This window comes from Streptosporangium sp. NPDC000396 (assembly GCF_042898655.1).
Classification (GTDB): Bacteria; Actinomycetota; Actinomycetes; order Streptosporangiales; family Streptosporangiaceae; genus Streptosporangium.
The window spans coordinates 97922-121964 of sequence record NZ_JBIAZA010000003.1 but is presented as its reverse complement, the minus strand read 5'-3'; the positions used below and the strand labels follow the sequence as shown (position 1 = coordinate 121964).

The window sequence follows — 24043 nt, the reverse complement described above, 5'->3', positions numbered from 1 at the left end:
ATTCTCTCGATCCCGGAGTCTCAGGCGCACCCTTATCTATGTATCTATGGCTCGACTCACGCTGACAGGTTTGTGATGGTGAGCCGTTCCCCATGAGCCGGTTCGAGGGCCGGGGTGTCACCTGGCCACCGGCGGCTGCGAGGCATGCCGTACACGCAGGTGGGCAGGAGGCAGGTATCCGATCTCGGCTGCCCGGGGGTATTGATCACATGACGCGAATCGCCGCTGTCCGTGGCGCGCTTCCGCCGAACCGCTACTCCCAGGCCGAGATCACCGACGCGTTCGCGCGGATATGCCTGTCCGAGGGCGCCGACCGGCGGTTGCTGGACCGGCTGCACGCCGGCGCGCGGGTCGAATCCCGCCATCTGGCGCTCCCGCTCGACCAGTACGCCAAGCTCGACGGCTTCGGGAGGGCCAACGACGTCTTCGTCGACTCCGCCGTCGCTCTGGGCGCCGAGGCGATCGGTGCCGCGCTGGAGGCGGCCGGGCTCGCGCCGGAAGACGTGGACATGATCCTGTTCACCTCGGTGACCGGTATCGCCGTCCCTTCGGTGGACGCCAGGCTGGCCGGCCGTCTGGGACTGCGCCCGGACGTCAAGCGGGTTCCGGTGTTCGGGCTCGGCTGCGTGGCGGGGGCCGCCGGCATCGCCCGCCTGCACGACTACCTGCGCGGCTGGCCGGACCACGTGGCCGTGCTGCTGTCGGTGGAGCTGTGCTCCCTGACCCTGCAACGCGGCGACCCCTCCCCCGCCAACATGGTCGCCGGGGCGTTGTTCGGCGACGGCGCGGCGGCGGTGGTGGCCTGCGGCGACGAACGGGAGCAGGAGACGGCCGGGCCGGCCGTGGTGGCCACCCGGAGCCGCCTGTATCCCGGCTCCGGGCACGTGATGGGCTGGGACGTGGGCGACACCGGTTTCCGGGTGGTGCTCGACGTGAGCGTCCCGGACATGGTGCGGGCCTACCTGGCCGGCGACGTGCGCGGCTTCCTCGCCGATCATGGTCTGACGGCGCGGGACGTGACGGCCTGGGTGTGCCATCCCGGCGGCCCGAAGGTCCTGGAGGCCGTGGCCGAGACGCTTCAGCTGCCGGACGGCACGCTGGACGTCACCTGGCGCTCGCTGGCGGAGGTCGGAAACCTGTCCTCCTCCTCGGTGCTGCACGTCCTGCAGGACACCCTCGCCCTGCGACCGCCGCCGGGCACGCCGGGCATGCTCATCGCGATGGGCCCCGGCTTCTGCTCCGAACTCGTCCTGCTGCGCTGGTAGGCGCCGATGTGGGGACATCTGCCGTCCTGGTACCTGCTGCTCGTGCTGCTCGTCGGGGTGGAGCGCCTCGTCGAGCTGGTCATCGCCCGCCGCAACACGCGCTGGAGCCTGGCCCGGGGCGGAGTGGTGTCCGGGCGCGGTCACTATCCGTGGATGGTCGCCCTGCACACCGGGCTGCTGGCCGGATGCCTGCTGGAGGTGGGCCTGGCCGGCCGGCCCTTCGTCCCGGCGCTCGGCTGGCCGATGCTGGGCCTGGTGATCATCGCGCAGGGGTTGCGCTGGTGGTGCGTCGTCACGCTGGGCCGGCGCTGGAACACCCAGGTGATCGTGGTTCCCGGCCTGCCACCGGTGACGCGCGGCCCCTACCGGTTGCGGTGGCTGCGCCACCCCAACTACGTGGCGGTGGCCGTGGAGGGCATGGCTCTGCCTCTGGTGCACGGCGCCTGGATCACCGCGGTGACCTTCACCGTGCTCAACGCCATGCTGATGGTGGTGCGGATCCGGTGCGAGGAGGCCGCTCTCGCCTCGCTCGCCCCGGTGGCGCCCGGACGGACACCCGCGTGATCGACGTCCTGATCGCCGGTGGAGGACCGGCGGGCCTGGCCACCGCCATCCACGCGGCGCTGGCCGGGATGGAGGCGGTCGTGGTCGAGCCCCGGCCCGCGCCGGTGGACAAGGCGTGCGGCGAGGGGCTGATGCCCAGCGGAGCCGCCGCCCTGCGATCGCTGGGTGTGCGGGTGGAGGGCCGGCCACTGCTCGGCATCCGCTACCTGGACGGGCGGCATCAGGCGCAGGCCGCGTTCCGGGACGGCCACGGGCTGGGAGTGCGGCGCACCGCGCTGCACGCCGCGCTGTCGGCGCGGGCGGCCGAGCTGGGGGTGCGGATCGTTCCCGGCAGGGTGGACGGAGTACGGCAGGGCCGTGACGCGATAGAGGCAGCGGGGCTGCGGGCTCGCTGGCTGGTGGCCGCGGACGGCCTGCACTCCCCGCTGCGCGCCCTGCTCGGGCTGGAACTGCCCGCCCGCGGCCCGCGCCGGTACGGCCTGCGCCGGCATTACCCGGTCGCGCCCTGGACGGATTTCGTCGAGGTTCACTGGGCCGCGTACGGCGAGGCATATGTGACGCCGGTGGGTGAGAACCTCGTCGGCGTGGCCGTGCTGAGTTCCCGGCGCCGCGGCTACCGGGAGCACCTGGCGGACTTTCCCGCCCTCCTGACCCGGCTGGAGGGGCCGGCCGCGACCCCGGTGCGCGGCGCCGGGCCGCTGCGCCAGCGGGTGCGCGGCCGGGTCGCCGGGCGGGTGCTGCTGGTGGGCGACGCGGCCGGATACACCGACGCGCTCACAGGTGAGGGCGTGTCGCTGGCGTTGCTGTCCGCGCGAGCCCTGGTCCGCCGCCTGCGGGAGGGCGCTCCGCAGGCGTACGAGGACGACTGGCTGCGGCTGTCCCGGCGCCATCGGTTGCTCACCGGGGCGCTTGTCTCGGCCCGCCGGCACCGCGTGCCGGCACGGCTGATCGTCCCGGCGGCTCAGCGGATGCCCGCCCTGTTCGACGCGGCGGTGCACGCCCTTGCATAGGACCCGTTCCGGCCGGTCTTTCCGCCCCGCCGCGGTCACCCCGGCGCGGGCACGCCCCGTCAGGAATCGGAGCCCTGGCGTGGCGAGAGCTGGTGAACGGCGCTCAGCTTGGGGGCGTAACGGTTAGTCCCCGCGAACCGGATCCGCCACTCCCCGTCCCGGTGGTCCGCCACGGTCTGGGTGAAGCGCCCCTGGACGTCGGTCGTCGTGTCGGCCACCTTCGTCCAGGCCGTCTCCCCCGGTGCCCGGTGCATGATCTCGACGGGCTGGCCGGGGAACGGGGCGTAGTCGAGGTATCCCTGCGGGTCGACCCGGTTCAGCACGCCCGTGACCACTGCGCCCGCGCCTTTCCTGGACGGCTGGATGGCGCTGAACCTGGTCTCGCGCTTCAGCCAGAAGCCGGTGTACCCGGTGACCGTGGAGCCGTCCGCGCCCCTGGCGGTCGCGGTGACGGTCCAGCGCCCGGCGGGATACCAGCGGCTCAGTTTCTTCTCCGGCAGGAACCGCCAGGTCCGCCAGTCGTCTTCACCGTCCAGCACGGGATCCGCCGCCCGCGGTCTGATCTCGGCCCTTCCCTGGACGACGAAGCCCGGCTCCCTTCGATCGGCGGAACCCACACCGGGAGTGGGTGGCACCGGCCCGATCATCGGCGGGGAGGCGCCGGGCCCCGGAAGCTGGCCGATCACGGGAAGCTGGCCGATCACGGGAGCGGGGCCGGGCTTGAGGTCGGGGCCGGGTTTGAGGACGGGACCCGGCTTGAGCACAGGACCCGGCTTGGGGACGGGGACGGGAAAGACCCCCGCTCCGGACTCGGGCGGCGCCCCCGGCTCGACCTGAACGGTCACAGCGCCCGGGCCGTCGGCCCCGCGGGCGACCACCTTGACCACCAGGCGTACCGCACCGGTCGGCCCGACCACGGGGGCTTCGGGACGCAGGACTATGGAGCGGATCACCAGGTTCCCGGCTGCGGCGGGCACCGGCTCGGCCGACGCGGGGAGGGCCGAGGCCCCCGCCACCAGGAAAGGAAGAAGGACTCTCATGGTCAGGACGCTAGAAATCCCCCGGTAATGGCCGAGGAGGCGACACACAACCGGTTGGGCAAAACACCGTCCGCACGACGCGTACCGGCGCCCGTCCCTCCGGGGAAGAAGGAGGGACGGGCGCCGACGGGGGCCGGGTCAGCTGTCATACATGCCGTCGATGACCTCGGCGTACTTGGCGTGAATGACGCGGCGCTTGAGCTTCAGGCTCGGCGTGAGCTCCTGGGTCTCGGCCGTCCACTCCACCGGCAGCAGACGCCAGCGCTTGACCTGCTGGACGCGGGCCAGTTTCTCGTTGGCGGTGGCGACCGCGGCTTCGACGGCCTTGAGGACGTCAGAGTGCTCGGCGAGCTCGGCCAGAGTGGCGAACTCGATGCCGTGGCCCTGGGCCCAGCCCGGAGCCACCTCGCCGTCGAGGGTGAGGATCGCCACCGGGTACGGCCTGCCGTCACCGTAGGCGAGGGCCTGGCCGATGAGGGGATGCTCTTTGAGGTAGTTCTCGATGTTGGCCGGGGAGATGTTCTCGCCACCGGCGGTGATGATGAGCTCCTTCTTCCGGTCGATGATGCGGATGAAGCCGTCCTCGTCGACCACGCCCACGTCGCCGGTGCGCAGCCAGCCGTCGTCGTCCAGCAGGTCGGCGGTCGCCTCGGGCCGGTTCAGGTAGCCGCGGGTGTTGGCGGGGCTGCGGGTCAGGATCTCGCCGTCCTCGGCGATGCGGACCTCGACGCCCGGACCTGGCCGGCCGACCGTGCCGAGCTTGAAGCAGCCGGGGGCGTTGGCGGTGAACGCGCCCGTCGTCTCGGTCATGCCGTACACGTCGAGCACGAGCAGGCCGAGACCGGCGAAGAAGCGCTGGACCTCCAGCGGCATCGGCGCGGCGGCGCTGGCCAGCCAGCCCGCGTTGTCGAAGCCGATCATCGAGCGGATGATCGACAGCAGCGCGGCGTCGGCCTGCTCGTAGGCGGCCCGGACCTCGGGCGAGGGAGTCCGCCCGTGCTGGTTGGCCTCGATGTAGGCCAGGCCGGCGGCCATGGCGTTGCGCACGTTCTCCTGCTGCTCCTCCGGCTGGGTGGACAGCAGCGCCTGAAGGCGCGCCATCATCTTCTCCCAGACACGCGGGACGCCGAAGAACAGCACCGGCTTGACCTGGCCGAGGGTGGCGCCGAGCTGGGCGAGGTCGGTGCAGAAGTGAACGTGGGAGAACTTGAACAGCGGCAGATAGAGGCTGAGCACCCGCTCGGCGATGTGCGCGTAGGTGAGGTAGGAGATCTGGGTGCCCTTGGTGGGCAGTGCGCTCATCCGGTCGGTGGCCACGACCTCGAAGAACACGTTGGCGTGGGTCAGCGGCACACCCTTGGGATTGCCGGTGGTGCCCGAGGTGTACAGAACGCTCAAGGTGTCCTCGGCGGTCACCGCCTGCCAGCGGGCGTCGATCGCGGCGGGATCCTCGGCGAGCCGTTCGCGGCCCAGGGCCAGGAAGTCGTCCCAGCCGAGGAACCGGTCACCGGCCGGGGCACCCTCCAGCACGATGATCTTCTGGAGTCCGGGAAGCTCGTCCAGCACCGGCTCCCACCTGGCCAGTTCCTCGGGGCCGCCCAGCACCGCGATCTTCGCGGCGACGTCGCCGGCGACGAAGGCCACCTGCTCGGGGGCGAAGGTGGAGTAGACCGAGCACGACACGCCGCCCGCGTGCACCGCTCCCAGGTCGGCCAGGACATGCTCACTGCGGTTGATCATCATCAGCGCGACCGCCTCGCCCGGCCGCAGCCCGAGGGCGACGAATCCGGCGGCGATCTCCAGGACCCGCTGCCGGGCCTCGGCGTAGGTAAGGGTGGCCCAGCCGCCCTCGATCGGGTCGGAATAGGCTGGAGCGTCGGGGTTCTGCTCCGCTGCCTCTCTCAGCTGGGCACAGACGGTACGGCCTGCGATCTCCTGCTCGATCGCCGCACGCTCTTCAAGGACACCGGCCATGGACGCGCCTCCCGAAAGTGCTCACTTGCACGAGTGGGATGCATCGCACCACACGGTGTTACCGAAGAACAAGACCTTGTAAGTGAGAAGAAACGCCACAATGCACAACCTCCCTCGCTATCACGTCAGGACGTGTACGTAGAGTTAAAAATCGATCACATGATGACACCGGGGGGTCACATGACATCGAGAACGGCCACTCGCGAGAAAACCTTCTTCGGACATCCACGCGGCCTCGCCACGCTCTTCGGCACCGAGATGTGGGAGCGCTTCAGCTGGTACGGCCTGCGAGCCATCCTGGCCACCTTCATGGCCGCATCTCCCGCCGTCGGCGGCCTCGGCCTGCCGCAGGGGACCGCCCAGGCGGTCGTCGGCATCTACGGCGCGCTCATCTATCTCGTCACCCTGCCCGGCGGCTGGGTGGCCGACCGCGTCCTCGGCGCCCGCAGGGCGGTGCTGTGGGGCGGCCTCATCATCATGTGCGGCCACATCAGCATGGCCATTCCCGCCGAGACGGGCGTCTTCGTCGCGCTCGGGCTGTTCCTCATCATCGTCGGGACCGGGCTGCTGAAGCCGAACATCTCGGCGATGGTCGGCAAGCTCTATCCGGAGGACGAGGACGCGCGCAGGGACTCGGGTTTCTCCCTCTTCTACCTCGGCATCAACATCGGCGCGTTCATCGCCCCCATCATCGTCGGCTGGCTCGCCGCGGACAACCGGTGGCACCTGGGCTTCGGCGCGGCGGCGGTCGGCATGGCCCTGGGTCTCACCCAGTATGTGCTGGGCGGCCGTTACCTCAGGGGCGTGGGCGAGGAGCCCGGACACCACCTGACCCCTCGCGAGCGCAGGCACTTCTCCCTCGGTCTCCTCATCGCCGTCGCCGTCGTCGCCGTCGCCATGGCCGTCTGGGTGACCTCGGGCACCTTCAGCCTCAGCGCCTTCGCGCTCGTGATGACGGTATTCGTCGTCGCCGTCCCGGTCCTCTACTTCGCCTACATCCTGCTCGGCAGCCACAACCTGACCGAGGACGAGCGCTCCCGGATGAAGGCCTACATCTGGCTGTTCATCTCCGCGGCGACCTTCTGGATGCTCTACGACCTCGCGCCGACCGTGCTGCTGTTCTTCGCCCAGGACAAGACCGACCTGACGATGTTCGGCATCCGGATCACCGCCGCGACGACGCAGGCGTTCAACCCGCTGCTCGTCATGATCTTCGCTCCGCTCTTCGCGGCGCTCTGGGTGAAACTGGGCAACCGAGTGACCTCTCCCCACAAGTTCGTCATCGCGCTCTTCATGAACGGGATGAGCTTCGTGGTCATGGCCCTGGCCGCCGCCCTGGCCCAGCACGGGAGGATCTCGGTGTGGTGGCTGGTACTGGTCTATCTCGTCCAGGTCATCGGCGAGCTGGCGATGAGCCCCATCGGGCTCTCGATCACTTCCAAGCTCGCTCCCGCGGCCTTCAAGAGCCAGATGCTCGGGGTGTGGTTCATCGCCATCTCCGTGGGCGACGCCGTGGGCGGGCAGACCGGCCGGCTGAGGAACTACATGTCGGAGCCTATGTATTTCCTCACACTCGCGGGGATCGCCCTCGCGGCGAGCGTGGTGCTGTTCATGTTCGTCGGCAAGCTCAACGCCATGATGCGGGAGCACCACGAGGAGGGCGCGGGGGCCGGTTCCCTGCCGTCCTAGTGGAAATCACATAGAGCCGGTCATGGGATGATTTATCCGTGAATCAGGTCCTCGATCTCATCGGAATCTTCGTCTTCGCGCTCTCCGGCGCGCTCGTCGGCGTCCGCAAGCGGCTGGACGTGGTCGGCATGGCCGTATTGGCGGAGATAACCGCGCTGGGCGGCGGAATCCTGCGCGACCTGATCCTCAACGTACCGCCCGCGGCCTTCTTCAGCGTCGGCTACGTGGTCGTCCCCGTCGCCGCCACCGTGATCGTGTTCTTCTGGCACCCGCACGTGGAGCGGGTGATGCCCGCGGTGAACGTGCTCGACGCGGCGGGCCTCGGCCTGTTCTGCGCGGTCGGCACGGAGAAGGCCATGAACTACGGCCTCAGCCCCCTGCACGCGGCCCTGCTCGGGGTCACCACCGCGGTCGGCGGCGGCATCCTGCGTGACATCCTCGCCGGGCAGATCCCGAGCCTGCTGTACGACCGCCAGCTCTACGCGGTGCCCGCCATGCTCGGCTCGGCGGTCATGGCCGTGCTCTACACCCTCGACCTGCACGGCTGGCCGGCCACGCTGGCCGCCGCCGTGCTCGCCTTCGGGCTGCGCATCGCGGCCATGCGGCTGCGGCTGCGCGCGCCGCTGGCCAGGGGCGTCACCTCGGAGTAGGACCTCACAGCGCCGGGGTGAGCGGCTCGGCGGGGCGCGCGCCGTAGGCCCCCCTGACCCTGGCCTCGGCGATGCGGCTCACCGCCTCGGCGATGACCTGCGGTGGCTGGGTGAAGGGCAGGCGCAGCCGGCCCTCCAGCGTGCCCTCCACGCCGAACCAGGTGCCCGGCGCGAGCCGTACGCCGTGACAGGCCGCCGCGTCGGCCAGCGGGGTGGCCGACGGGCTCGGCAGCCGCACCCAGAGCGAGCCACCGCCCCGGGGAACGGTGAAACTCCAGTCGGGCATTTGCTCGGCCAGCGCGGCCACCAGCGCGTCCCGGGACGCGCTGAGGCTCCGGCGGCGCTCGGCCCTGGTCTCCTCGATGTCCTCGAACAGCCTGGTCACGACCAGCTGCTCGAAGAGGGGGCTGGCGATGTCCATGGCCGCGCGGAGCACGGCCAGGCGGCGGACCATGGCGGCGGTGGTGCGGATCCAGCCGATGCGCAGGCCGCCCCACCACAGCTTGGACGCCGACCCGATGCTGATCACCCGCCCGTCGATGTCGAAGGCGGCCAGCGGGGCGACCCTGGGCACCTCGTCGATCGCCAGCTCGCTCCAGCTCTCGTCCGCGATCAGCGTGGTGTCGCACTGCCTGGCCGCGCTGACCAGGCCGGCCCGCGTGGCGTCGTCCATCAGGTGCCCGGTCGGATTCTGGAAGTCGGGGATCACGTAGGCGAGGCGGGCCGCCGACTGGCGCATCGCGCAGGTGAGCAGGTCCAGATGCCAGCCGTCGTCGGGGATGCCGACCGGGACGATCCGGGCGTTGCGCATCCTGGCGACGTCGAGCGCGTGCGGGTAGGTGGGCGACTCCAGCAGCATCGGATCGCCCGCCGACAGCAGTGTCGAGGCCACGAGGTGGATCGCCTGCTGGGCGCCCGTGGTGACCAGGATCTGCTCGGGGCGGGTGGCCACCCCCCGCCGGGTGTATCGGGCCGCGATCGCCTGGCGCAGCGGCGCGATCCCGACGGAGTCGTAGCCCATGCCGAGCCCGTAGCGCGGGTAGCGCTCCGTCGCGTAGGCGATCGCCTCGGGGAGCGTCGAGGCCGCGAGCGGGGCGGCGGCGTGCATCGGGAGCAGCCCGTCGTCGTTGGAGACGATCCACGGATTGTCCGTGCCCAGCGCACCGGCCTCGGGCAGCGCGGTCCAGCTCCCGGAGCCCTGCCTGCTCTCCAGATAGCCCTGCTCGCGGAGCCGGTCGTAGGCGGCGGTCACGGTGGTGCGGCTCACCCCCAGGGCCTCGGCGAGGTGCCGCTCGGCCGGGACGCGCGTCCGCACGGGCACCCGCCCGTCGAGGATGAGCGCCCGCACGACCTCGGCCAGCGCCTTGTAGTACGGCCTCGCCTCGGGATCGATCGCCAGGAGACGGGCGAGCTGGGGTCCGCTCAGATACCGGTCCATGCCACCACTATAAGGCCACTTTTCATGATTGGCCCTTCTATCCTGGGTTAATGGTCTGCACGATTAAGGCCATTATGAGCGAAGTTTCTCTGCCCACTTTCGGTTCCCTCCCCAACCGGCTCCTGCGCCTCTACGCGGGTCTCGCGCTCTACGGTGTCGGCATCGGCCTGCAGATCGAGTCACACCTCGGCGGCAGCCCGTGGGACGTGTTCCACCAGGGACTGTCCATCCACCTGGGCCTGTCGGTCGGCACCTGGATCATCCTGGTGGGCGCCGCGGTCATGCTGCTGTGGATCCCGCTCAAGCAGAAACCGGGTATCGGCACCATCAGCAACGTCGTCTTCGTCGGCCTGTTCGCCGACGCCGTCATATGGCTGGTCCCGACGCCGGAACCGATGGTCGCGCGCTGGGCCTGTCTGCTGCTCGGCGTCGTCGTCACCGGCGCGGCGACCGGCCTCTACATCGGCGCCGGGCTCGGCGCGGGCCCGCGGGACGGGCTGATGACCGGCCTCAACCGCTTCGGCCTGTCCATCCGCTCGGCCCGCACGATCATCGAGATCACGGTGCTGGCCGTGGGCTGGCTGCTCGGCGGCACGGTGGGCCTCGGCACCCTGGTGTTCGCCCTCGCGATCGGTCCCCTGACCCAGTTCTTCATGCCCCTGATGCGGCCCAGGAGCTGATTTCCGAGCGGCGGAGGTATTAGCGTCAACCACATGCGGATCGAGGACTACGCCCTTATCGGAGACATGCAGTCGGCCGCCCTGATCGGGCGGAACGGCTCCATCGACTGGCTCTGCCTGCCCCGCTTCGACTCACCGGCCTGCTTCGCCGCGCTGCTCGGCGACAAGCACAACGGACAGTGGTGGCTCGGCCCGGCGGACGCCGGACAGCCCGACGCCACCCGGCGCCGCTACAGGGGCGAGACCCTGGTGCTGGAGAGCGAGTGGGACACCCCGACCGGCACCGTCCGCGTGATCGACTTCATGCCCGCCCGGCACGCCAACCCCGACCTGGTCAGGGTCGTGGAGGGCGTGTCGGGGACGGTGGAGATGGCCACCGAGATCCGCATCCGCTTCGACTACGGCCGGATCGTGCCCTGGGTGCGCCGCAGCGACGGCCTGATCCAGGCCGTCGGCGGTCCCGACTCGGCGTGGCTGCACTCCCCGGTTCCCCTGCAGGGCGGCGACTACGCGCACAAGACGAGGTTCCGGGTGTCCGCGGGCGAGCGCCTGGCCTTCGTGTTCACCTGGCACCCCTCACACGAGACCAAGCCGGTCGAGATCGACCCTTTCGAGCAGCTGGAGAAGACCGAGGCCCTGTGGACCGCGTGGGCGGAGCAGTGCACCTACCAGGGGCCGTGGCGTGACGCCGTGGTCCGCTCCCTCGTCACGCTCAAGGCCCTCACCTACGAGCCCACCGGGGGCATCGTCGCCGCCCCCACCACCTCGCTGCCCGAGGACCTCGGCGGGGTCCGCAACTGGGACTACCGCTTCTGCTGGCTGCGCGACGCCACCATGACGCTGGAGGCCCTGCTCGGCTCCGGATATCTGGACGAGTCCCGCGCCTGGCGCGCGTGGCTGCTGCGGGCGATCGCGGGCCGCGCACAGGACCTGCAGATCATGTACAGCGTGTCCGGAGAGCGCCGGCTGACGGAGCTGGAGCTCGAATGGCTGCCCGGGTACGAGAACTCCCGGCCGGTCCGGATCGGCAACGGCGCGGTCACCCAGCTCCAGCTGGACGTCTACGGCGAGGTGATGAACACCCTGTACCTGTCCCGCCTCTCGGGCATGGAGCCGGACAACCGGGCCTGGACCATCCAGCGTGAGCTCATCGGATACGTGGAGGCTCACTGGGACGAGCCCGACGAGGGCCTGTGGGAGGTCCGCGGCCCACGCCGGCACTTCACCCATTCCAAGGTGATGTGCTGGGTGGCCCTGGACCGGGCCATCAAGCATGTGGAGGAATTCGGCCGGACCGGCCCGGTGGAGCGCTGGCGGGAGCTGCGCGCCCGGATCCACGCCGAGATCTGCGACAAGGCCTTCGACGTGGAGCGCGGGACCTTCACCCAGTCGTACGGCTCGCGCGAGCTCGACGCCTCCCTGCTGATGATCCCGATCCTCGGCTTCCTGCCGCCGGAGGACCCGCGCGTGATCGGCACCGTCGAGGCGATCCAGCGCGAGCTGATGGCCGACGGCTTCGTCCTGCGCTATCCGGTGGCCGCCGACAACGACGTGGACGGGCTGCCCGGCGGCGAGGGCGCGTTCCTGGCGTGCAGCTTCTGGCTGGCCGAGGCACTGGCGCTGATCGGCCGCAAGGACGAGGCCGTCGAGCTGTTCGAGCGCCTGCTGTCCCTGCGCAACGACGTCGGCCTGCTCGCCGAGGAGTACGACCCCCGCTACGGCCGCATGGTCGGCAACTTCCCGCAGGCCTTCAGCCACGTCCCGTTGATCCACGTCGCCCGCGCGCTCAGCTGAGGCGGCCGGGTCACGCGGGCCGCGTCAGCCTCCGGCGGTCCCGCCGTCGGGGCGGCCGGCCAGGGCGGCGAGAACCCGGGCGAACTCCGGCGGAGGGGCGACCACCAGCCGGGTCTGCCCGTCCTGGCTGACCAGGTCGGCCCGGATCAGGGCGAGCCGCTCGTCGTGCCACCAGTAGACCTGGGGACTGAGCGTGTCGGCCCGCCGGTCGAACTCCCGCTGGGCGAACAGCCGCAGCCGCTCGATCGCGCGAACCACGCCGATGCCCTCGATCGGGTGAACCACCAGCGTGGCGGGATCGGGCAGCACGACGAGCACGCCGTCCGCGGGGACGGGCAGGTAGTCGTCCAGGCGGCGCAGATGGGCGGCGGCACCCGGGGTGGGGCCGCTCAGCCGCCGGATCGCCACACCGCCGAGGTCGGCCTCGGTGACCGAGAGCCGTTCGTCCCGGCGGGCGTTGTCCACGGCCAGGGCCAGCGCCTGAGCGGCGGTGATCGGCCAGCAGCCGACCTCCTCGGGACGGACCGGGCGCTCGGTCCCGCCGTACTCGACGGTGAGCACCTCGACCAGGTCCGCGGTGAGATGGCGTCCGACCAGGCGGGCCGAGCCCAGGTCGTCGTCGGGCTGGATCCGGGTCCGCAGCAGCGGGCGGACCTGGGCCAGGTCGCAGGCGTCGAACGGCTCGTCCACGGTGGCGAGCACGTGGGACAGGTGTTCGGAGACGAGCATCGGCCAGTCTTCCCGCGAGCGCCGGCGCGCCTCCGCGCGCAGCCCGGCCAGCCGTACCACGATCCGGCGGGGGCCCGACAGCGTCAGCGTCCGGCCGCCGGGGGCGAAGGAGCAGGCGTAACCGAGGGTGTCGGCGACCAGGGCGAGCAGGGAGTCGAGATCGACTTCTTCGATCGGACGCGACGGGGTCTCGGTCTGACGGTCACGATGCCGCCTGAACAGCCTCACGCATGCATCCCCTCTGCCGGTTTCCTCCTAGGTCCGCACCTAGGGTGCCCCCCTGGAGTCGCTGATTGAGCCAGTCAGAGAGCACGATTCTGCATCAATAGCACCAAGTGCCCCTAACATCACGCTGAACTGTGGCGTTCCATGCCCCACAGGAAGCCCGGCGATCGTCGGCACTCCGAGCGGCGCGAGCCGCTCCTCCAGAACCGGGTAGGGATCACCACAATTTTCCCAGGAGCCCAGGACGAAACCGGCGGCTCCGTCCAGCGAGCCTGACTGCAGGAGCTGGGTGAGCATCCGGTCGATCCGGTACGGATCCTCTCCGACGTCTTCCAGGAGCACGATCCGCCCCCGCGCCCGCAGGTGGTACGGCGTGCCGCACAGAGCGGCCAGCAAACTGAGGTTACCTCCTGTGACAGGCGCGACGACCCTGCCCGGAACGACCACCCGGTCGCCGGTGATCGGCGTCGGGCCGCCGAACAGGGCCTCGGTGAAGTGGCCGATACTGCGCGGCTCGGGGCCGTCGGGGTCGCTGATCGTGGCACAGGCGGGCATCGGGCCGAACCAGGAGGCGACTCCCAGCTCGACGGCGAACGCCCGGTGCAGGCCGGTGACGTCGCTGGAGCCGACCAGCGTCTTGGGCCCGGCCGCCCGCATGGCCTCCCAGTCGAGCAGATCGAGGATCCGCGTGGCGCCGTAGCCGCCCCGGGCGCAGACCACCGCGGCCACGGCGGGATCGCACCAGGCCTCCTGCAGGTCGGCGGCCCGGCTCGCGTCGGATCCGGCCAGATAGCGGTCCCTGTCGAACACATGAGGCCCGGTGACGACTTTCAGGCCCAGTCCTTCGAGGACGCGGACGCCGCGCGCCAGCCGTACCGGATCGGGAGGCCCACACGGAGCCACCACCGCCACCACGTCGCCGGAACGCAGCCGGGGCGGGACGATCGCACCGTCCGCGGGAACGGCGATGGGCGTGGCCGGTTCGTTCACCTCCCAAACGGTGCCACACTGGGCTCCCATATGCGACCTCCGACCCACATCCTCGTGGTCAACGGCATCAAGGTCCGCCGGCCGGTGTTCGTGCTCGCCGCCCCTCACTCCGGCTCGGACCTGCTTGCCCGCGCCCTGAAACGCTCCCCCGGTTTCCACGTCACCATGGGCCGCGCCTCGGTGGCCCATGTCGTCTACGCCTTCGCCCGGCGCCCGTCCATCGCCCGCCGGGGCATGGGCGCCACCCGCGTGCTTCGCGACGCCCTGGCCGAGTCCTGGCAGATCGTCGCGGGCGCCTGCCTGGAGTGCCCCGCCCCGTGCCGCGAGGCGGGAGGTGTGACCGGGGCGGGCCCGTGCGCGGCCTCCGGTACGGTGGCCCGGTTCGGCGACGCCAGCCCCGATCTGCTCTACAGCGCCTCGGTTTTGCTGCAGGCCTTCCCCGACGCCCGGTTCGTCCAGCTCATCAGGGACGGCCGCGACGTGGTCGCCGACATGATGACCGATCCGGCGACCCTGTCATGGTTCAAGTCGGCCATGCTGAGTGAGGAGACCGAGTTCCCCAACCCGTTCCTCGGCGTCAAGTCCGGCGAGCACAGCGACCGCTGGAAGGCGATGCCCACGGCCGGCAAGTGCGCGCTGCGCTGGCGCAGCGCCGTCCGGCTGTCGGCCACCCTCCACAAGGACCTCCCCCGCGAGCAGCTGCTGACCCTGCGCTACGAGGATCTGGTGGCCTCCCCCGCCGAGGCGGTGCAGGACATCTCCGCCTTCCTGGAGACGCGGGTCTCCAAGGTCGCGCTGTACGGCAGGAGCGTGCCGAAGGTGGGCGTCTGGCGCACCAGACTCCGCGGCGAGGACACCGCGCTCGTGGAGAAGGTCGCCCGTGAGGAGCTCACCCGCCTGGGTTACCGGTGATCGGCCGGGGTCATGACTCCGGGCTGAACTGGGTGCGGTAGAGCTCGGCGTAAACCGCGCCCTCGGCGAGCAGTTCGTCGTGGCGGCCGCGCTCCACGATCCGGCCGTCCTGGACCACCAGGATCTGGTCGGCCTCGCGGATCGTGGACAGCCGGTGCGCGATGACCAGCGAGGTCCGCCCGGCCAGCGCGGTCTTCAGCGCCCGCTGGACCGCGGCCTCGGACTCGGAGTCCAGGTGCGCGGTGGCCTCGTCGAGCACCACCACCCGGGGCGCCTTGAGCAGCAGCCTCGCCAGGGCCAGGCGCTGCTTCTCGCCACCGGACAACCGGTAGCCCCGGTCGCCCACCACGGTCTGGAGCCCTTCGGGCAGGCTCTCGACCATGTCGGCGATCTGCGCGGCGCGCAGTGCCTCCCAGATCTCCTCCTCGGTCGCGCCGGGCCTGGCATAGGCGAGGTTGGCCTCGATGGTGTCGTGGAACATGTGCGCGTCCTGCGTGACCACCCCCACGGTGTCACGCAGCGAGTCGAGGGTGGCCTCCCGCACGTCCAGGCCGTTGATCCGGACCGCGCCCCCGTCGACGTCGTACAGCCGCGAGACCAGGCTCGTGATGGTCGTCTTGCCCGCGCCGGAGTGGCCGACCAGCGCGATCATCTGGCCCGGGCGGGCGGTGAAGCCGATCTCCCGCAGCACGTCCTGGCCGGGCCCGGTGTCGGGGCGGGCCACCACCTCCAGCGAGGCCAGCGACACCTCGGAGGCCGCCGGATATTTGAACCGGACGTCGTCGAACTCGATGGAGGCAGGTCCGGCCGGGACCGGCCGGGCGCCGGGCTGCTCGGCGACCATCGGCTTGAGGTCGAGCACCTCGAAGACGCGATCGAAGCTCACCAGCGCGGTCATCACGTCGACGTGCACATTGGACAGGCTCGTCAGCGGGCCGTACAGGCGCATCAGGAGGGCCGCGAGCGCCACCAGGGTGCCGAGCTCGAAGACGTCGCCGACGGCCAGCAGGCCGCCCCCGCCGTACACCAGGGCGGTCGCCAGCGCCGCCACCAGCCCGAGCGCGACCCGGAACACCGTTCCGTACATGCCGACGGTGACGCCCACGTCGCGCACCCGCCCGGCCCTGTGGCCGAAGGCGGCGGCGTCCTCGTCCGGCCGGCCGTACAGCTTGGCGACCATCGCGCCGGCGACGTTGAACCGCTCGGTCATCATGGAGCTCATCTCGGCGTCGAGATTCATCTGCTCGCGGGTGAGCCCGGACATCTTCCTGCCCACCCACTTGGCGGGGAAGATGAAGATCGGCAGTAGTACGAGGGCGACGGCCGTGATCTGCCAGGACAGCGCCAGCATGGCACCGAGGACCAGCACCAGCATGATCACGTTGGACACGACCGAGGACAACGTGCTGGTCAGCGCCCGCTGAGCGCCGATCACGTCGCTGTTCAGCCGGGAGACCAGGGCTCCGGTCTGGGTCCGCATGAAGAAGGCCACGGGCATCCGCTGCACGTGGTCGAAGACCTCGGTCCGCAGGTTGTAGATCAGGCCCTCGCCGATCCGGGCGGAGAACCACCGCTGGGCCAGGCTGAGCACCGCGTCGGCGACCGCCAGAGCCGCGATGACCACCGCGAGAGTGACCACGACACCCGATTTCTTCGGGATGATCCCGTCGTCGATGATCGCCTTCATCAGCAGCGGGTTGGCGATCACGACGACTGAGCTGACCACGACCAGCGCCAGGAAAGCCGCGATCTGCCGGGAGAACGGCCGCGCGTATCGGGCGATGCGTCTCACCGTGCCGGGAGTGAGACGTTCTTTGGTCACGGAGCTGTCACGTCGCAACGAACGCATCGCCTGGGGACTGAAACCCCCGCCCACCATTGCCATCTGGCCTCCTCTCCCGGTGAGAGCACCGGGAGAGGCACCTCCATTCCCCCGTCAGCTTCCGGCGAACAAGGTCTTGACTCGCACGACCTGTTCACGCCGTTCGGCGGCGCTCTGCTCCTCCAGCGTGCGCCCGGAGGCGCCCTGGAGCAGCCGTTTGGTCGCCGTCGCCGCGCCCCTGTCCGTCGCCAGCAGGGCCGCGGCCAGATCCTGTACGGCTCGCGCCAGGTCTTCCGGTGCGACGACCAGCTCGGCCAGGCCGAGCCTGGCCGCCTCCTCCGCTCCCACGGTGCGGGCCGTGAGGCAGATCTCGACAGCCCTGGGCAGGCCCACGATGTCGACCAGCGGCTTGGTGCCGGTCAGGTCGGGGACCAGCCCGAGCGCGGGCTCCTTCATGCACAGCTTGGCGTCGTCGGCGAGAACCCGGAGGTCACAGGCGAGCGCCAGCTGAAACCCGGCACCGACCGCGTGGCCCTGAACGGCCGCGATGGAAACGATGTCGGGACGTCGCAGCCACAGGAACCCCTGCTGGGCCTGCGCTATCCGCTGCTCGAAGGCCGAGCTGTCGAGTGTCGCGGAGGACGCGAACGAGCCCTGACCGGGAACCCCCTCGGGGGTGAACATTCGCAGGTCGATGCCTGCCGAGAAGGACGGCCCCTCACCTTTGACCACGACGATTCTCACCTGCTGCGGCAGGCTGTCACCGATCTGAGCCAGCGCCGACCACGTGGCGAACGTCTGTGCGTTCCGCTTGTCCGGCCGGTCCAGCGTAATCGTCGCGATCTCGCCGTCCACCTCGTAGCGCAGACCGACCTCCTCGAGGGAGATCTTCTCCGCACTCCCCCCCAACGCCACTTCCGCCATCGCTCGCACTCCCAGCTGTCGTCTTCCGTCTCGCCCGAGCCTATCGATTCTCTAGAACGAGGTTCTACAGGCCCGAGCGGGACGTCTCAGCATGGCGGACGAGCGGCTGCGGTCGCGCGTTCCGAGGCGGGGTCAGCGCTTTGACTTGCCCCGGGTGGCGCCGCCGCGCCCGCGCAGAGTCACACCGGACTCGCTCAGGATGCGGTGGATGAACCCGTACGAGCGGCCGGTCGAAGCAGCCAGGGCGCGGATGCTCTCACCCGCGCTGTAGCGCTTCTTGAGATCGGCGGCCAGTTTTTCACGGTCGGCCCCGGTGACCCGGGTGCCTTTCTTAAGAGTCTCGGCCACGAGTACCTCCTGTAGTGCCAGACTTCCGCAGCGTTACTCACGCCATGATCAGTCATTTCAGCGAGATCGGCTACCTACTCCATGGGAAAAGATCCGTACCCGCTCAAATTAAGATCAGGCAAGTGCCACAAGATCGGAAAATTCATCGCTCCAAGCGTCTTCAACTCCGTCAGGTAGCAAGATCACCCTATCGGGTCGTAGAGCCTCTACAGCACCCTCATCGTGCGTGACAAGCACAATCGCCCCAGAATAGGACCTTAGGGCCGAAAGCACCTGCTCACGACTGGCCGGATCGAGGTTGTTCGTGGGCTCGTCCAGGAGCAACACGTTGGCCGCGGAGAGCACCAGGGTGGCCAGGGCCAGCCGGGTCTTCTCACCGCCGGACAGCACTCCGGCGGGCTTGTCCACGTCGTCCCCGGTGAACAGGAACGAGCCCAGGACCTTGCGCAACTCGACGTCGGCGAGCTCTCCCCCGGCCGAGCGCATGTTCTCCAGGACACTCCGCTCCGGGTCGATCGTCTCGTGTTCCTGGGCGTAATAGCCCAATTTGAGCCCGTGGCCGGGCTTGACGGCGCCGGTGTCAGGCTGTTCGAGACCGCCCAGGAGACGCAGCAGCGTGGTCTTCCCGGCGCCGTTCAGGCCCAGGATGACGACCCGGGTCCCCCTGTCCACGGCCGCGTCCACGTCGGTGAAGACCTCCAGCGAGCCATAGGACTTCGACAGGCCCTCCGCGGTGAGCGGGGTGCGCCCGCACGGCGCGGGCGCGGGGAAGCGCAGCTTGGCCACCTTGTCGCCCTGCCGTTCCACCTCCAGGCCGGACAGCAGGCGCTCGGCTCGGCGCTGCATGTCCTGCGCGGCCTTGGCCTTCGTGGCCTTGGCGCGCATCTTGTCGGCCTGCGACATCAGCGCCGCGGCCTGCTTCTCGGCGTTGGCGCGCTCGCGCTTCCTGCGCTTCTCGTCGGTCTCCCGCTGGGCCAGATAGGCCTTCCAGCCGACGTTGTAGGTGTCGATCACCGCACGGTTGGCGTCCAGGTGGAGGACCCTGTTTACCGTCGCTTCAAGAAGCCCGACGTCATGGCTAATAATGATCAAACCACCCTGATGCGATCGTAAAAAATCACGAAGCCACCCGATTGAGTCTGCATCGAGGTGGTTTGTCGGCTCGTCAAGAAGGAGAGTCTCCGCTCCGGAGAAGAGGATCCGCGCCAGCTCCACCCGCCTGCGCTGGCCTCCCGACAGGGTCTCCAGAGGCTGGCCCAGCACCCGGTCGGGCAGCCCGAGGCTGGAGGCGATCGAGGCCGCCTCCGACTCGGCGGCGTATCCGCCCAGGACGTGCAGCCGGTCCTCCAGGCGCCCGTAGGCGCGCACCGCGCGATCCCTCGTGCGGTCGTCGGCCGACGACATGCCGAGCTCGGCCTCGCGAAGCTCCCTGAGCACCTGGTCCAGCCCCCGGGCCGACAGGATCCGGTCGCGGGCGAGCACCTGGAGGTCGCCGGTGCGCGGGTCCTGCGGCAGGTAGCCGACGGCGCCGGTGGTGGAGACGGCGCCCGCCGCGGGCATGCCCTCCCCCGCGAGGACCTTGGTCAGAGTGGTCTTGCCGGCACCGTTACGGCCGACGAGCCCGATCTTGTCACCGGGGTTCACCCGGAAGGACGCGCCCTCAATGAGCAGACGGGCCCCGGCGCGCAGTTCGATGTCAGAAGCTACGATCATGGTTGGAGAACACTCCCAGACTGGAAATAAACCGGCTCACCTCGCTGTGGCCGAACCCGCCGCGCCCTGTCTTCTCCGGCTTCCGGTTCGGCTGTCTCGCCTCATCAGGGCGGCGTCAATCGGAAGTGCGCATACGGATCAGTGTACGGCGCGTCTGCAACCCGGTTTCCCGGCTAACCAGGGTCGATCAGCCTGATGCGGACCGCGCGGAACTGGCTCGGCGCGCTCTGGAGCACCACCAGCCGAGGATCGGGGACCGTCAGGAAGGGTTCGGTCTCCAGCGCGAAGATCGGCGCGAGCCTGCGGTCGGACCGCAGGGCGTCCACCGCGCGCCGGTCACCTCCCAGGATCACCGCCTCCAGCTCGGCGGCACAGGAGCCGAGCACGCGCAACGCCACCTCGGCCGCCGCGTCGTACGCCTCGCCCGCCTGTTTCTGCCTGCGCCGGGCGAACCGCTGCTGGGACCAGCCACCCGCCGCGCTACGGCCGTGGACCAGCCGGGACCCCACCTTGGAGGAGAGGAGCTCGTCTCCCTGGAAGACCCCGGCCGCGTGACCGCCGAGCCGTACCAGCAGCACGCCGACCCGGCGCTCCTTGCGCGCGTGGGTGATGAGGCGGGCCAGCGGGCCTCCGCCGGACGAGGTCAGCGGCGGGAACGGCACCTGGCACTCGGCCACCGCGCCGTCGGCGCCCTCGATCCGCACGACCTCGTCGGTGGCCGTCACGCTCGGCGGCCCGTGCCGCTCCACGAAGCCGTCGACCCAGCGGCCGAGGCGCTGGGGTCCCACCGAGACCCAGCGACCTCCTCCCTTGGCGGGTCGTGACGTCATGGAAGGGGACACTACCGGTTGCGCTCCTTGCGGCCGTAGCCTCCGCTGAGAGGCGCGCTTCGACCAACAGTAGAAATATCGGTGAACATCCCTTCACAGGGCTTATGCGATATCCGAGAACGGTCCATTCTCTGTACGTGTCGAGTAGAGCGCACCTCCTCCCGCCGTCCTCCGCAGCGGCCACCGTGGATGTCACGCCGATCGTCGACCTCGACACCGGGGGCGTCATCGCCCTCCAGGCGGTCGGCGACCATCGTGGGAACATCGCCTCGCTTTCCAGGACGCTCCTCGACGTCACCAGGAGCGAGGCCCTGCTCCCGCTGCTGCTCACCCTGCCGACGGAGGCGGTCATCGGAGGCTCGGCCGCGCTGGCCCCACTCCACGAGGCCCTTCGCGTGTCCGGGCGACGCCCCCGGGAAATCATCCTCATGCTCCGGGGCGGTTTCTCGGAGGCCGAGCGCCGAGCCCTGGTCATCGGGCTGGACGGGCTCCGCGCCGTCGGATACCTGATCGCGGTGGGAGACCTGGGGACCGGCCACATCCCCCTGGACCTGCTCACCGACGCGGCACCGTACCTGGCGGTGCTCTCGCCCGAGCTGATCGCGCGGATCCCGCGCGACCCGCGCCGGGCGGCGCTCGCCGAGGGCCTCACGAGGCTCGCCCGGGAGGTGGGGGCCCACGTGCTGGCCCCGGGCGTGACCGAGCAGGCGCAGCTCGCCGCGGTGCGCGGCTGGGGAGTACGGCTGGCGCAGGGCCCGCTGCTGGTCCCGGACTCGTCCGGCCGGGTCCACGTGCCGCTCCCGGTCACCGAGCGGGAGCCGGCACAGGTCATGCTCGGCCCCCGCGTCCAGGAGTTCCTCCTGCCCGCGGTGACCCTCCCCCATGAGGCCACCGCCGAGGAGGCGATCGAGGCCTTCGGCAGCGGGCCGTCCATCACCAGCGTGATCCTGGTGGACGAGTACCAGCGGCCCATGGGCAGCCTCGACCGCAGCCGCTTCCTGCTGGCCATCGCCAACCGCTTCGGACACGCCCTGCACGGGAAGAAGCCCGCCAGGCGCCTGGCGGACCAGGCCCGCACGGTGCCCAAGACCACTCCCGTCATCGCCGCCATGCAGGTCGCCGGGCGCGACACCGCGCGCGTCTACGACGATCTGATCGTCACGGACGAGGTGGGCCGCTGCATGGGGATCGTTCGGGTATCCGACCTGATCCGCCAGGTCACGGCCACTCAGCGGTAGGAATCATCGTAGATTTCTATGCGAGGGCCTCGGCCCACTTCGCGGTGTCGGTGATCTGCACGAGCCTGACGATCAGGCCGTCTTTCAGGCTCAGGTCATGGGCGAAGGCGGCCTCGTAGGCGCGGCCGGTGGCGCGGACCGTGCCGACGTAGTGACCGAGCACCGTCACCCGCTCAGCGCCCGACCAGAGCTCCTCCTCGGGCCGGGGATAGGTCTCCATGTGCCGGGAGATCACCGACCAGCAGCCGCGGAACATCGCCTCCGGCCCGTGGTGCGTGCCGCCCACCCCCAGCGGCATGCCCGCGCTCACCACTCCGACGAAATCCGGGTGGAGCGCGGACAGGATCTTCTCCCCGTCGCCTGCGGCGAACCCCTCATAGAGCCGCTGGACAGCGTTCATTACCCCTCCAAAGTTTTAGAGAACTTCCTCTAGAACTATGATCGAAAAATGGCCCGGCCGCAAGGAGCGCCGGACCGCGAGCGGAGCCCCCATCCGCGGCGCGGCGGCGCACCTTCCCGAACGGGGTGAATCAACTCCCTCACGATGGCCAAAATGGCCATATGCTACGACTTAGGTCCACCTAAGTTGAGTTGATCGGGAGTGGCATATGGCAGATGGCAAACCCGCACGTAAAACGACTCGCGGCCAGGTGAAGCGGGTCGAGCGGCTCACCCCGCACATGATCAGGGTGGTGCTCGGCGGCGACGGCCTCGCGGGGTTCGAGGCGGGCGAGTTCACCGACCACTATGTCAAGCTCCTGTTCGCGCCGCCCAAGGTGACCTATCCGGCGCCGTTCGACCTGGAGGCCATCCAGCGCGACCTGCCTCGCGACCAGTGGCCCACCACCCGGACCTACACCGTCCGGTCGTGGGATCCCGAGGCGGTCGAGCTGACGCTCGACTTCGTCTATCACGGTGACAGCGGCATCGCCGGCCCGTGGGCGGCCCGGGTGCAGCCCGGCGAGGAGATCCACTTCTTCGGCCCGGGCGGCGCCTACGCACCCGACCCGGAGGCCGGCTGGCATCTCATGGTGGGCGACGAGAGCGCGCTGCCCGCCGTCGCCGCGTCCCTGGAGCGCGTGCCCCCCGGCGCCCTCGCCCACGTGTTCCTGGAGGTGGCCGGCCCCGAGGAGGAGCAGCAGCTGGACTCCCCCGGCGACGTGAAGATCGTCTGGGTGCATCGCGGCGACGCGAAGGTCGGCGAGTCGCTGGTCGCCGCCGTCCGCGAGCTCGACTTCCCCTCGGACACCCTGCACGCCTTCGTCCACGGCGAGGCCAACTTCGTCAAGACGCTGCGCCGCTATCTGCGGACCGAGCGCGGCATCCCGCTGTCCCAGCTGTCCATCTCGGGCTACTGGCGCCTGGGCAACGACGACGAGAGCTGGCGGGCCTCCAAGCGCGAGTGGAACCAGCGGATCGAGGAGGAGGAAGCCACGGCGCTGTCAGCCTGAGCGGCGGCCGTTCCCTATGGGCTCTCCGGAGCGGCCGTCGCCCCGGGCCCTCCGGAGCGGCCTTCCCTTGAGCCATCGCCCCCGCGCGCCCGCCTGAACCACCCCCGAGCCGGAACGCGCCGGGCGGTCCTCGTCGAGCTCTCAGAGCCAGCCCTGGGCCTGAGCCCGCTGAACGGCCTCGATGCGGTTGCGGGCATGGGTCTTCTGAATGGCCGAGGACAGGTAGTTGCGAATCGTGCCCTCCGACAGATGGAGGAGCTCGGCGATGTCGCCGATGGTGGAGCCGTCGACCGCGGCGGCCAGCACGTCGCGCTCGCGCGGGGACAGCGGGTTGGGGCCCGCGCTGAGCGCGGCGGCGGCCAGGCCGGGGTCGATGACCCGCTCGCCGTCACGGACCCGGCGAATGGCGGCGGCGAGCTCGCGGGCCGGGCTGTCCTTGACCAGGAACGCCACCGCTCCGGCTTCCATCGCCCGGCGCAGGTAGCCGGGACGGCCGAAGGTCGTCAGGATCATGATCTGGCAGTCCGGCAGAGCCCTGCGGATCCGCGCCCCGGCGGTGATGCCGTCGCCGCCGGGCATCTCGATGTCGAGCAGCACGATGTCCGGCAGGGTCCTGAGCGCCACGGCGAGCGCCTCCTGCCCCGAGGCGGCCTCCCCCACCACCTCGATGTCGGGCTCCAGCCCGAGCAGCGAGGCCAGCGCGCCCCGCACCATCGCCTGGTCCTCCACCAGCAGTACCCGGATCATGCCCGTGACT

The 24043-nt window shown here is 70.3% G+C and carries 22 protein-coding genes; 10 read left to right on the top strand and 12 right to left on the bottom strand.

What is annotated here, in order from left to right; translation table 11 throughout:
• Positions 1–209 precede the first annotated feature (209 nt).
• The 3 genes from ACFY2X_RS05500 to ACFY2X_RS05490 are packed head-to-tail and all read left to right on the top strand — an operon-like array spanning position 210 to position 2839.
• Positions 210–1265 (top strand): type III polyketide synthase, encoded by a 1056-nt coding sequence (locus tag ACFY2X_RS05500; protein ID WP_389932669.1) that lies wholly within the window; start codon positions 210–212, stop codon positions 1263–1265.
• 6 nt (positions 1266–1271) lie between these two features.
• Positions 1272–1829 (top strand): isoprenylcysteine carboxyl methyltransferase family protein, encoded by a 558-nt coding sequence (locus tag ACFY2X_RS05495; protein ID WP_389932667.1) that lies wholly within the window; start codon positions 1272–1274, stop codon positions 1827–1829.
• On the top strand, positions 1826–2839 hold the full coding sequence (locus tag ACFY2X_RS05490; RefSeq protein WP_389932664.1) for an NAD(P)/FAD-dependent oxidoreductase: 1014 nt from the start codon (positions 1826–1828) through the stop codon (positions 2837–2839). Before ACFY2X_RS05495 ends, ACFY2X_RS05490 begins: the two co-directional genes overlap by 4 nt.
• 59 nt (positions 2840–2898) lie before the next feature.
• Here ACFY2X_RS05490 and ACFY2X_RS05485 read toward each other — a convergent pair whose 3' ends face one another.
• Positions 2899–3879 carry a hypothetical protein gene (locus tag ACFY2X_RS05485; protein WP_389932661.1) on the bottom strand — a complete coding sequence of 327 codons (981 nt, stop codon included), beginning with the start codon at positions 3877–3879 and terminating at the stop codon, positions 2899–2901.
• A 138-nt stretch (positions 3880–4017) separates the two neighbouring features.
• On the bottom strand, positions 4018–5853 hold the full coding sequence (locus ACFY2X_RS05480; RefSeq protein WP_389932659.1) for an AMP-dependent synthetase/ligase: 1836 nt from the start codon (positions 5851–5853) through the stop codon (positions 4018–4020).
• Between the two features lie 180 nt (positions 5854–6033).
• On the opposite strand from ACFY2X_RS05480, the gene ACFY2X_RS05475 reads away from it, so the two are divergent.
• Together ACFY2X_RS05475 and ACFY2X_RS05470 are read left to right on the top strand one after the other, a co-directional pair.
• Positions 6034–7542, top strand: a complete 1509-nt coding sequence (locus ACFY2X_RS05475) for a peptide MFS transporter (protein ID WP_389932657.1) — start codon at positions 6034–6036, stop codon at positions 7540–7542.
• A gap of 38 nt (positions 7543–7580) precedes the next feature.
• Positions 7581–8192 (top strand): trimeric intracellular cation channel family protein, encoded by a 612-nt coding sequence (locus ACFY2X_RS05470; RefSeq protein WP_389932654.1) that lies wholly within the window; start codon positions 7581–7583, stop codon positions 8190–8192.
• 4 nt (positions 8193–8196) lie between these two features.
• On the opposite strand, the gene ACFY2X_RS05465 is transcribed toward ACFY2X_RS05470, so the two are convergent.
• Positions 8197–9630 (bottom strand): PLP-dependent aminotransferase family protein, encoded by a 1434-nt coding sequence (locus ACFY2X_RS05465; protein ID WP_389932652.1) that lies wholly within the window; start codon positions 9628–9630, stop codon positions 8197–8199.
• 74 nt (positions 9631–9704) lie between these two features.
• On the opposite strand from ACFY2X_RS05465, the gene ACFY2X_RS05460 reads away from it, so the two are divergent.
• Both ACFY2X_RS05460 and ACFY2X_RS05455 read left to right on the top strand, forming a co-directional pair.
• Complete coding sequence (locus ACFY2X_RS05460) at positions 9705–10310, top strand: YitT family protein (RefSeq protein ID WP_389932649.1); 606 nt, start codon at positions 9705–9707, stop codon at positions 10308–10310.
• A 33-nt stretch (positions 10311–10343) separates the two neighbouring features.
• Positions 10344–12104, top strand: a complete 1761-nt coding sequence (locus tag ACFY2X_RS05455; protein WP_389932647.1) for a glycoside hydrolase family 15 protein — start codon at positions 10344–10346, stop codon at positions 12102–12104.
• Positions 12105–12128: 24 nt separating this feature from the next.
• Here the strand turns inward: ACFY2X_RS05455 and ACFY2X_RS05450 are convergent, their stop codons facing one another.
• Both ACFY2X_RS05450 and ACFY2X_RS05445 read right to left on the bottom strand, forming a co-directional pair.
• Positions 12129–13061: a hypothetical protein gene (locus tag ACFY2X_RS05450; RefSeq protein ID WP_389932644.1), complete on the bottom strand. Its 933-nt coding sequence runs from the start codon at positions 13059–13061 to the stop codon at positions 12129–12131.
• 39 nt (positions 13062–13100) lie between these two features.
• Positions 13101–14048, bottom strand: a complete 948-nt coding sequence (locus tag ACFY2X_RS05445) for an LD-carboxypeptidase (protein WP_389932641.1) — start codon at positions 14046–14048, stop codon at positions 13101–13103.
• 30 nt (positions 14049–14078) lie between these two features.
• Between ACFY2X_RS05445 and ACFY2X_RS05440 the strand changes: the two genes are divergently transcribed.
• Positions 14079–14960, top strand: coding sequence for a sulfotransferase family protein (locus tag ACFY2X_RS05440; RefSeq protein ID WP_389932638.1), 882 nt, complete (start codon positions 14079–14081; stop codon positions 14958–14960).
• Positions 14961–14970: 10 nt separating this feature from the next.
• Here ACFY2X_RS05440 and ACFY2X_RS05435 read toward each other — a convergent pair whose 3' ends face one another.
• The 5 genes from ACFY2X_RS05435 to ACFY2X_RS05415 form a co-directional block, all read right to left on the bottom strand.
• Entirely contained in the window at positions 14971–16845 is a 1875-nt protein-coding gene (locus ACFY2X_RS05435) for an ABC transporter ATP-binding protein (RefSeq protein WP_389932635.1), read from the bottom strand.
• A 51-nt stretch (positions 16846–16896) separates the two neighbouring features.
• Positions 16897–17706 (bottom strand): enoyl-CoA hydratase/isomerase family protein, encoded by an 810-nt coding sequence (locus tag ACFY2X_RS05430; RefSeq protein ID WP_389932631.1) that lies wholly within the window; start codon positions 17704–17706, stop codon positions 16897–16899.
• A gap of 132 nt (positions 17707–17838) precedes the next feature.
• Entirely contained in the window at positions 17839–18054 is a 216-nt protein-coding gene (locus tag ACFY2X_RS05425; RefSeq protein ID WP_030507271.1) for a helix-turn-helix domain-containing protein, read from the bottom strand.
• Between the two features lie 114 nt (positions 18055–18168).
• Positions 18169–19767: an ABC-F family ATP-binding cassette domain-containing protein gene (locus tag ACFY2X_RS05420; protein ID WP_389932629.1), complete on the bottom strand. Its 1599-nt coding sequence runs from the start codon at positions 19765–19767 to the stop codon at positions 18169–18171.
• A 173-nt stretch (positions 19768–19940) separates the two neighbouring features.
• Positions 19941–20597 (bottom strand): acVLRF1 family peptidyl-tRNA hydrolase, encoded by a 657-nt coding sequence (locus tag ACFY2X_RS05415; RefSeq protein ID WP_389932627.1) that lies wholly within the window; start codon positions 20595–20597, stop codon positions 19941–19943.
• A 137-nt stretch (positions 20598–20734) separates the two neighbouring features.
• Here ACFY2X_RS05415 and ACFY2X_RS05410 point away from each other — a divergent pair, with 137 nt between their 5' ends.
• Entirely contained in the window at positions 20735–21835 is a 1101-nt protein-coding gene (locus tag ACFY2X_RS05410; protein ID WP_389932624.1) for an EAL domain-containing protein, read from the top strand.
• Positions 21836–21851: 16 nt separating this feature from the next.
• Here ACFY2X_RS05410 and ACFY2X_RS05405 read toward each other — a convergent pair whose 3' ends face one another.
• Positions 21852–22235 carry a nuclear transport factor 2 family protein gene (locus ACFY2X_RS05405; protein WP_389932621.1) on the bottom strand — a complete coding sequence of 128 codons (384 nt, stop codon included), beginning with the start codon at positions 22233–22235 and terminating at the stop codon, positions 21852–21854.
• Positions 22236–22443: 208 nt separating this feature from the next.
• Between ACFY2X_RS05405 and ACFY2X_RS05400 the strand changes: the two genes are divergently transcribed.
• Positions 22444–23286 carry a siderophore-interacting protein gene (locus ACFY2X_RS05400; protein WP_389932618.1) on the top strand — a complete coding sequence of 281 codons (843 nt, stop codon included), beginning with the start codon at positions 22444–22446 and terminating at the stop codon, positions 23284–23286.
• Positions 23287–23427: 141 nt separating this feature from the next.
• Here ACFY2X_RS05400 and ACFY2X_RS05395 read toward each other — a convergent pair whose 3' ends face one another.
• Entirely contained in the window at positions 23428–24033 is a 606-nt protein-coding gene (locus ACFY2X_RS05395; protein ID WP_389932616.1) for a response regulator transcription factor, read from the bottom strand.
• Positions 24034–24043 lie beyond the last annotated feature (10 nt).

Coding starts and splice junctions, on each gene's coding strand:
- ACFY2X_RS05500 (WP_389932669.1), top strand. CDS start 210: ATGACGCGAATCGCCGCTGTCCGTGGCGCGCTTCCGCCGAACCGCTAC.
- ACFY2X_RS05495 (WP_389932667.1), top strand. CDS start 1,272: ATGTGGGGACATCTGCCGTCCTGGTACCTGCTGCTCGTGCTGCTCGTC.
- ACFY2X_RS05485 (WP_389932661.1), bottom strand. CDS start 3,879: ATGAGAGTCCTTCTTCCTTTCCTGGTGGCGGGGGCCTCGGCCCTCCCC.
- ACFY2X_RS05480 (WP_389932659.1), bottom strand. CDS start 5,853: ATGGCCGGTGTCCTTGAAGAGCGTGCGGCGATCGAGCAGGAGATCGCA.
- ACFY2X_RS05475 (WP_389932657.1), top strand. CDS start 6,034: ATGACATCGAGAACGGCCACTCGCGAGAAAACCTTCTTCGGACATCCA.
- ACFY2X_RS05465 (WP_389932652.1), bottom strand. CDS start 9,630: ATGGACCGGTATCTGAGCGGACCCCAGCTCGCCCGTCTCCTGGCGATC.
- ACFY2X_RS05460 (WP_389932649.1), top strand. CDS start 9,705: ATGAGCGAAGTTTCTCTGCCCACTTTCGGTTCCCTCCCCAACCGGCTC.
- ACFY2X_RS05455 (WP_389932647.1), top strand. CDS start 10,344: ATGCGGATCGAGGACTACGCCCTTATCGGAGACATGCAGTCGGCCGCC.
- ACFY2X_RS05440 (WP_389932638.1), top strand. CDS start 14,079: ATGCGACCTCCGACCCACATCCTCGTGGTCAACGGCATCAAGGTCCGC.
- ACFY2X_RS05435 (WP_389932635.1), bottom strand. CDS start 16,845: ATGGCAATGGTGGGCGGGGGTTTCAGTCCCCAGGCGATGCGTTCGTTG.
- ACFY2X_RS05430 (WP_389932631.1), bottom strand. CDS start 17,706: ATGGCGGAAGTGGCGTTGGGGGGGAGTGCGGAGAAGATCTCCCTCGAG.
- ACFY2X_RS05420 (WP_389932629.1), bottom strand. CDS start 19,767: ATGATCGTAGCTTCTGACATCGAACTGCGCGCCGGGGCCCGTCTGCTC.
- ACFY2X_RS05415 (WP_389932627.1), bottom strand. CDS start 20,597: ATGACGTCACGACCCGCCAAGGGAGGAGGTCGCTGGGTCTCGGTGGGA.
- ACFY2X_RS05405 (WP_389932621.1), bottom strand. CDS start 22,235: ATGAACGCTGTCCAGCGGCTCTATGAGGGGTTCGCCGCAGGCGACGGG.
- ACFY2X_RS05400 (WP_389932618.1), top strand. CDS start 22,444: ATGGCAGATGGCAAACCCGCACGTAAAACGACTCGCGGCCAGGTGAAG.
- ACFY2X_RS05395 (WP_389932616.1), bottom strand. CDS start 24,033: ATGATCCGGGTACTGCTGGTGGAGGACCAGGCGATGGTGCGGGGCGCG.